Below are 6,467 nucleotides of genomic sequence, written 5' to 3'. Positions count from 1 at the left end.
CTGACCCTGTCCCACCTGCACCCGGCGCATTTAATCTACTACCTTTGTCTGTCCCTCCCTCCTCTGATGTCGGGACATTTCCTGTCACCCTGTCATGGGGGGCAGCAGTCAATGCAACAGAATATACAGTGTGCAGAAAGGACGAGACCTACAACGATAACTGCGAACCACTTGGCGTAGTATCCGACACATCTGCAACAGTGAATATCACTGGTGCCCTCAGAGACCATCTTTCTGATTTTTTCATTAAAGCGAGCAACGCTGGTGGAAGTTCTTTATCAAATGAACAATCGTTGACGCCGTCAGACGTGACAGACTTGATCGCCTTTATCAAGGCATCCAACACAGATGCTCATGACCAATTTGGTCGACGTATCTCTCTGTCATCTGACGGGTCGACACTGGCTGTAGGTTCAGCCAAGGAGTCATCTGACACGTCTGGGATAAATTCGATACCAAACAACCTGTCCAGTAATTCAGGTGCCGTGTACGTTTATCGCTTTGCAGAAGGCCGATGGACACAGCAGGCTTACTTAAAGGCGTCCAACCCCCAAAATTACGATCGTTTTGGTACTGCTGTCTCTTTATCAGCTGATGGAAATACACTTGCGGTGGGTGCAAATGGTGAGGATTCGTCTTCTACCGGAATTAACAGTGTACCGGATGAAGGCGCAAATAGTGCGGGTGCTGTGTATATTTTCCGCTTCAATGAAGGTAACTGGAGCCAAGAGGCGTATGTTAAGGCATCTAACACCCAGAGGCAGAATTTCTTTGGCCAAGCTCTCTCTTTATCGGCAGACGGTAATACCCTTGTAGTAGGTGCCAATAGATACTCGCCCGTGGGTGATACATGGTTGAGCGGCGAGGCATACATTTTCCGTTTTAGCGAAGGCAACTGGGCAGAGGAAGTAGCCATCGAAGACCCAGTCCCAAATGGGTTTTCTCATTTTGGTTACTCGATAGCACTCTCCGGAGACGGAAACACCCTCGTGGTCGGCGCTAGATACGAAAGTTACAACGTGCCAGAGGGCGATCCAGGTTACTCTGGTGCTGCTTATATCTTTCGTTACTCCGGCGGGAGTTGGTCGCAGGAAGCCTATTTGAAAGCTTCTAACGCTAGCTATTTGGCACTCTTTGGTACGTCAGTCGCTTTATCTGATGATGGAAATGTGGTTGCTGTAGGCGCTTACGGTGAAGACTCTGGTCCATCAGGAGGTGGTCACGGCTCTGATGATGAGGTAGAGGAATCGGGAGCAGCATATATTTTTCGGTTTACGGGAGGTAATTGGGTTGAAGAAGTCTTCCTTAAAGCCTCTAATTCTGGTGCATCAGACAGATTTGGTTACTCTGTTGCTTTGTCCTCCGATGGCAAAACACTTGCCGTTTCATCCAAGTACGACGACTCCGCTGCGGTTGGCCTAAATGGTGACGCTGATGACAACTCTGAAAATGCAACAGGCGCTGTTTTTCTCTATCGTTACGACAACCAAACGTGGACAGAGACAACGTATATAAAAGCATCAAACACGGGGAGTCTCGATCTATTTGGCGATTCAATTAGTCTGAGCAATAATGGAGAAAGACTTGCGGTAGGTGCAACGGGCGAGGGCTCAAGTTCATCTGGTGTGGGGAGCACACCCGATGATAATGCTGTAGAAGCAGGCGCCGTCTATGTTTATTAAATAAAGATGATGGTGTGGTTGGCTTTTGGGCTTGCTGCATTGATTCAAAGGCTAAGACCGTTTGGGTGTGTACTCAAACGGTCTAAAACCAGCCAACTTTGGGTGTTGAATTCGGATTCCGTCGACGTGTTTAACCCTATCGACATGTTTCATAAAAAGAGACCAAGACGTGGTTGCATTAAAGACTTCTTTTTAGCCTCTATAAATACTGCATATCTTGATCATTTGAACATAATAAACATAGCGTTCTCTTTATTCTTAACCCTACCGTCAACATAAACGCAGTAAATAGCCCAAACATCTAACTAGCTGTTCCCAATAGTAGATCTCACAGATATTCGAGCCCCTGACAAAGAAGAAAAGCGCACTCAGATATGTGAGGCGCAGGACAAGTGCAGTGTTGACCATCCGGTGTTTTATGAAGATGAAGTTGATATCGACTTTAACCTCAAAATCGGGGCTGACTGGACGGTAAAAGGCAAGCAGAAAAAGTGGTCACACCGGGACATAACTGCAAGTGCTATTTGGCAGGAGCGCTGCATTCTGAGTCAGGAAAAGCCCTTTACGTGTCGGGCACAAAGAAGGACTCAGACCTATTCATTGCCATACTGGAGAAGCTTAAGTGGCACTACCACCGAGTAAAAAGTATCACCTTGATACTGGATAATCACATCAACCACAAAAGTAAAAAAACGAAGGCGTGGCTCAAGAAGAGCCCAACGTTCAGGCCGCTGTTCCAGCCCGTTTATTGCCCTTGCGTCAACATCATAGAGCGATTGTGGAATGTTCTCCATGAGACAATTAATCGGGATCACAGGTGTAAACATATGGGGTAATTGCTCACGAAGGTGAAGCACTTTATGGATAGCGTATCGCCGCACCCGGGAGGTTGCCATTGCACGGCGAAAATGAAGCACTATTCGGATCAGTTATTTAGATGAATTGTCCCGCTCTCCATTTTGAAGGACAACCCTGTCACCATCTATATCTTCAAAGGTTTTACCAACAAGGTCCCAATAGCCGTTGTATGATGGAACAAGAGTAAAACCATCACCGCGCAGGATGTACTGGTTTCGCACCGTTTTCCGCCCTCCCCTAACAAACAGCAGGCGGGATGATACCGCAGGGAACGGCCAGCTTTGGCGACCCGGAAAAGGTAGGGCGGGAATATGCCCGTGATGGGATTTTACCTGTGAGTGAGTTGATTTTGGATGAGGTGAATAACGACCCGGAAATGCCGGGTCTTGGGGATTTCTAATTAATGTTTTCTTCCACTTTCAATTCTATTACGGACATCTTCTAAGTAACCTGAAAATTCCGAAAGTCTTTTTTTTCTTTTTTCAAATGAAAGGGTTTTAAGGATACTAATACTCTCTTTCAGTTTACTTTCCGCATCGGAGTAATTGGAAACACTTAATAGTGAAAAGCCAAGTTGACCTAAACATTCAGCTGTAAAAAAATCATTATTATACTTTGTTTCTTTAATGTCATTCAACACGTTAATATAGTGTTTAATGGCGTTAGGAAAATCATCTTTAATTACATAATAACGTGCAATGGAAGACTCTAAATTTAGTTTGGTACTAATTCCAATTATAGAATCCGTTTGATTAAAAGTTGACTCTGCCTTTTTATAAAAGCTATGAGATTCATCGACCATTCCAATTTCAGCGTAAGATACACCAATATTTGTATATAAGTTAATAAGTAAATCATCATGTTTAATTATAATTGAGTCTGAATTGTTAATTATAAATAGTGCTTTTTTATATGTTTTAATAGCTGCTAGATAATCCTCAATTTTTGAATATGAACAACCGAGCGCATTTAAATAAGCTATAAATGTATCTTTATAAATATCAGGATCAGAGGCATATCTATTTTCATATATTTCCACTGCTTCAAGTTGATATTTTTTAGAATCATAATAAAACCCAGAAACTCTCAAGAAACTAGCAAACTTATTAAGAGTATTAGTAAAATTCAAATCAAAGACTTGTGGTGTCTGCTCATAAATAATTCTATATAATCTAATTGATTCTTTGAAGAACTTTTTTATTTCACTTACATTATTCTTATTTTTTAAAATTAATGTTTGAGCAATTATACAATAGCTATTCGCAACTAACTCGATATGATGTAGACTGTTCTTCTCATCTAAATCATCGATTATATCAATGACCTCATAAAAAAGATCTATTGCGTCTTGATAAGCACCTGATCTGCTGACAAATCTTGCATATTGTAGGTGACTCCCTGCCGCACACAAGCCAAATGTTTCTAAGTCGTTTTTTGCTAATTCTCTTTTTATTCTTGACGCCTTAGATGCATAATTCATCGCCTCTTTAAATTTATTTTCTTTATCTAATAAAATTGATAAATTATGATATATTTTCGAATCCACTCCCCTATAGTATTGATCTACAAGAAATTTTTTAAAAACTCTAGAGACTCTAAATAATTAACTTTGGCAGCATCAAAGTCTTTTTCCATCTCATTGATGATTGCCATATTAAAAGTTAATATAAATTCATAATTTATTTTTTTATTATATTCTTTAACTTCACATAAGTATCCCTCAGCCTCTAAATATAGAGCTTTCGCTTTTTTATATGAGCTCATACTCATATAAAAATAAGCTAGGCTTATAATCCTTTGAATTGTTTTTGATGATTTTAATGCTTCATTATATAAAGTAGTCGCGGCCGTAATTCTCTCTTCACCTCTTTCATAATCTAAAAGAGTGAGCTTCGCTTTTAAGTCAAGTTCAGTAGCGTTGTCTTCAAGCTGTTCATCTATTAATTTTAATTTTTCATAATTTAAAAGTTTTGCATTGAGTAGTTTACTCTGCTCTTTTAATATATCATCTGTATTTAATGATTCACGTGCTTCGTTAAACAATCCTTTTTCAAAAAAATCCTTTGCGATTTTCGCACGTTCAGAATTTATATTTATTTTATTAATTTCGTTATATATATCTACTACGTCCTTCTCAAAACATACTAGTTCATTTTCAGAGTCTAACAGCTCTTTTTTGAAATCAGCATCATCTGGATATTTTTCTACGTTTTTTTTAGCCTTTTCCCTCCCTAATAGAAGGATTTTATAATCAGCAGATTTATAAATATTTTGTGTGATAAAGTTTTCCCTACCGACGCATACGATTCCATCAGTTGTAATATCTCCTACACTAATACCAGTCATTTTTATTTCTCAATACTGTTTCCATATCCAATAACTACACTTCCTTCAGCATTAATATTTCCTGTTTCTATATGAAAACTGTCTCCACTTTTTTCTGAACCCTCTAGTTTTTTTAAGTTTCTTAATAGTTCTTCATCATACTCGAGCAACATTTCTAGAGTACTCATAAATTCATCTTTTTTTTCGTCTTGGCAGAATTTCTGTAGGCGACCTAAGCCACTACCTAAGATTGGTTTTACTTTATCGTAGAAAATACCTCCAGAAAGAGCATTCCATGTAAAAGTACCAATTGTTGTTAGCGTTATTGGATCCATATTACCTCCAATTAAATTTTCTCGTACTAGTCGTCAAACATTTCAAAATGTATACTTTACTGGTTACTAATTAGCCGGATTAATAACCATGCGCATACTGTGTCAATGTGGTGCAGCGTCGATTATACATAGGGAGAAATCCCTGTCTAACAGTACCGACACCGAATTAATGTGCTCGTGTACAGACCCGGAGTGTGGTCACTCTTTTATTAGTGGGGTGAGTTATAAACACGCGACAAAACCGAGCCAGTTGTCACTTAATGAGCCCGTAAAAATTGGGGCGAGTCGTATTACGTGTGAGTGTGGATCGCGGGCGATAATAACTAAAACTAATCGGCTGTCGAATAATTGTGCGGATATTTACTGTCGCTGTAAAAGTAAGCAATGCGGGCATGAAATGGTGCTCTCGGTTTATTTTGTTGAAACCTTAAGCCTCTCTACCAAGGCAGCCCAGTGTTGCCAGATCACATCATCGCACTCGTTTTGAAAACGGATTATCCGCTCACGGTTCTCTTTGCACACTTTGTTGGGACTGATAGTTTGCAGCCAGCCAAACAGTTTGCGTAAGGGCATTCAGACCGCTGTTTGATAAGCTCCCTTGGTAGGTACCACCATCTTGATCACCCCCCATATTTCTGCATTTGAATTCAGCTTTCTGAGCTGAGGTTCCCACATTAAACCCATGCCTTCGACAATCGCTTTCATTGGGGTAAATGGCTGGTTTTGGCGCTCTGCTACACACAACCCAACACCTTTAAAAGGAACGGTAATTACTGTGGTCATGATGACCTCTAAGTGTCGTTATCTAGGTAACTCACCACTCAAAGGCACCAATCTCTGGGCGGAAAACTGAGCAAGGTTAGTCCTATCGCCCACAAGGTTGCGGACCGCCGAAGCGGCCTAACTCAGCACTCCATAAACTACAGATGTACAATGCCGTGCACAAAAAAACTAGCACGAGAAGGCTGGCGAATGTTCGCCAAGTATCCACATCGGGGGTACCAAACCCGGCACCGGATTTTGCTGATGCATCATTAGGTCAGCAATACATTGCGATGTGTGTCAATGGGTTGTGGTGTGATGCAATCATTTCTTTGAGGTGGGTAGGTGTTTGTTTTTAGAGCGATGCGGTGAACAGCGCTGAGGATTTATACAGGGCGGAATGACTTGTCCAATATAATTCATATCACCCATTTTGGTGTATTTTCCCGCCCCCGATTTCGACCGATCACCCACAGCCCAGAAAATTCAACACGTGTAGAGGATC

At 40.9% G+C, this 6,467-nt stretch carries 7 protein-coding genes and 2 pseudogenes; 4 read left to right on the top strand and 5 right to left on the bottom strand.

The window, feature by feature from the left end; genetic code table 11:
* Both A8L45_RS22905 and A8L45_RS24045 read left to right on the top strand, forming a co-directional pair.
* On the top strand, nt 1-1,682 hold a 1,682-nt coding region (locus A8L45_RS22905), incomplete at its 5' end, for a hypothetical protein (protein WP_083228503.1).
* 393 nt (nt 1,683-2,075) lie between these two features.
* A pseudogene (locus A8L45_RS24045) lies at nt 2,076-2,623 on the top strand (IS630 family transposase); the annotation flags it as partial.
* Here the strand turns inward: A8L45_RS24045 and A8L45_RS24805 are convergent.
* On the bottom strand, nt 2,612-2,761 hold the full coding sequence (locus A8L45_RS24805) for a hypothetical protein (RefSeq protein ID WP_175402071.1): 150 nt from the start codon (nt 2,759-2,761) through the stop codon (nt 2,612-2,614). The pseudogene A8L45_RS24045 and the gene A8L45_RS24805 sit on opposite strands and share 12 nt — an antisense overlap.
* A gap of 35 nt (nt 2,762-2,796) precedes the next feature.
* Between A8L45_RS24805 and A8L45_RS24800 the strand changes: the two genes are divergently transcribed.
* Complete coding sequence (locus tag A8L45_RS24800; RefSeq protein ID WP_175402072.1) at nt 2,797-2,940, top strand: hypothetical protein; 144 nt, start codon at nt 2,797-2,799, stop codon at nt 2,938-2,940.
* Here the strand turns inward: A8L45_RS24800 and A8L45_RS22895 are convergent, their stop codons facing one another.
* From A8L45_RS22895 to A8L45_RS22885, 3 genes are read right to left on the bottom strand one after another with little or no spacing between them, the layout of a single operon-like run.
* Complete coding sequence (locus A8L45_RS22895; RefSeq protein WP_068905662.1) at nt 2,941-4,086, bottom strand: tetratricopeptide repeat protein; 1,146 nt, start codon at nt 4,084-4,086, stop codon at nt 2,941-2,943.
* Nucleotides 4,087-4,103: 17 nt separating this feature from the next.
* Nucleotides 4,104-4,886, bottom strand: coding sequence for a hypothetical protein (locus A8L45_RS22890; RefSeq protein WP_068905661.1), 783 nt, complete (start codon nt 4,884-4,886; stop codon nt 4,104-4,106).
* 2 nt (nt 4,887-4,888) lie between these two features.
* Nucleotides 4,889-5,200, bottom strand: a complete 312-nt coding sequence (locus A8L45_RS22885; RefSeq protein ID WP_068905660.1) for a hypothetical protein — start codon at nt 5,198-5,200, stop codon at nt 4,889-4,891.
* A gap of 88 nt (nt 5,201-5,288) precedes the next feature.
* Between A8L45_RS22885 and A8L45_RS25800 the strand changes: the two genes are divergently transcribed.
* The gene (locus A8L45_RS25800; protein ID WP_083228502.1) at nt 5,289-5,687 is read left to right on the top strand and encodes an ogr/Delta-like zinc finger family protein; all 399 of its coding nucleotides are present in this window, start codon (nt 5,289-5,291) and stop codon (nt 5,685-5,687) included.
* Here the strand turns inward: A8L45_RS25800 and A8L45_RS25435 are convergent.
* A pseudogene (locus A8L45_RS25435) lies at nt 5,612-5,983 on the bottom strand (phage antirepressor N-terminal domain-containing protein). The gene A8L45_RS25800 and the pseudogene A8L45_RS25435 overlap by 76 nt on opposite strands.
* Nucleotides 5,984-6,467 lie beyond the last annotated feature (484 nt).

Source organism: Veronia pacifica (genome assembly GCF_001707825.1).
GTDB lineage: Bacteria > Pseudomonadota > Gammaproteobacteria > Enterobacterales > Vibrionaceae > Veronia > Veronia pacifica.
Note: the sequence above shows the minus strand (reverse complement) of the source record. Positions and strands in the feature narration are given on the sequence as shown.

Excerpts from the sequence above, each read along its gene's own strand:
- A8L45_RS22885 (WP_068905660.1), bottom strand. The coding sequence starts at position 5,200 with ATGGATCCAATAACGCTAACAACAATTGGTACTTTTACATGGAATGCT.
- A8L45_RS24800 (WP_175402072.1), top strand. The coding sequence starts at position 2,797 with ATGATACCGCAGGGAACGGCCAGCTTTGGCGACCCGGAAAAGGTAGGG.
- A8L45_RS25800 (WP_083228502.1), top strand. The coding sequence starts at position 5,289 with ATGCGCATACTGTGTCAATGTGGTGCAGCGTCGATTATACATAGGGAG.
- A8L45_RS22890 (WP_068905661.1), bottom strand. The coding sequence starts at position 4,886 with ATGACTGGTATTAGTGTAGGAGATATTACAACTGATGGAATCGTATGC.